Consider the following 791-nt stretch of genomic DNA (forward strand, 5'->3'; position numbering starts at 1 on the left):
TGGGGCAATGTGTTGGCCGGATTAGCGGTGGTCGCGGTGGTCACGCTTGTTGCCGTTGCCACAGTGGCTACGGCGGGAGCCGGTGCTGTCGTCATCGCAGCCGTTGCTTCGACGGCGGCCATATCCGGTACGGCAGCCGTAGCCGGAAAAGCGATCTCAGACATCCGTCGTGGGGAAGTCAGCGACGTTACGGCTTATATGTGGGATGCGTTTCGAGATACGACGATAGGAGCCGTATCCGGTGCAGTCTTTGGTCCCTTTGGGGGGATCTGGGCTTCCATGGGTGGCCGAATGACGTTTCAAGGAATGGTCGGCGCCGCAGAAAGCATCATGAGGCAAGCAATGGACGGGGAAGAACTAAGCTGGACAACGACGTTGATCGATGCGGCAATAAGCTTTGGAACCGCAGGACTCCTTGATCCGAAGGTGGTCAAGCCGGTGGGCGGATTCATCAAGAAGCAGGTTGGCAATACGACCCGATGGATCTCGGACAGTGTAGGAGACATTTCCCGAAAATTCAGCAACTATATGGGTGGACTGAGTCAAAACGGCAACACGTTAGCCCGAATCTATGTAGAAAACGAACAAAAAGGGCTGGCCGGTCTCGCGAAGGAGTTCGGGGAAGCGTTAAAGAAAGATCTGAGTCACCTTGGCAGCAATGCAAGAGAACAACTGGAGAAGCTTAGAAATAGCTTGAATCTCCCGCCCGGATACCAACTGGCGGGTGTACCGCATATGGGGAATGAAGCGTCCGATCTCTTCAAGAACATGAGCAAGGAATTGAAGGAAAG

Annotated in this window: 1 pseudogene; it reads left to right on the plus strand. The window is 54.5% G+C overall.

Annotation, left to right across the window (positions count from 1 at the left end):
• A pseudogene (locus tag DQX05_RS31305) lies at nt 1-791 on the plus strand (HNH endonuclease); the annotation flags it as partial.

This window comes from Paenibacillus thiaminolyticus, from assembly GCF_003591545.1.
Classification (GTDB): domain Bacteria; phylum Bacillota; class Bacilli; order Paenibacillales; family Paenibacillaceae; genus Paenibacillus_B; species Paenibacillus_B thiaminolyticus_A.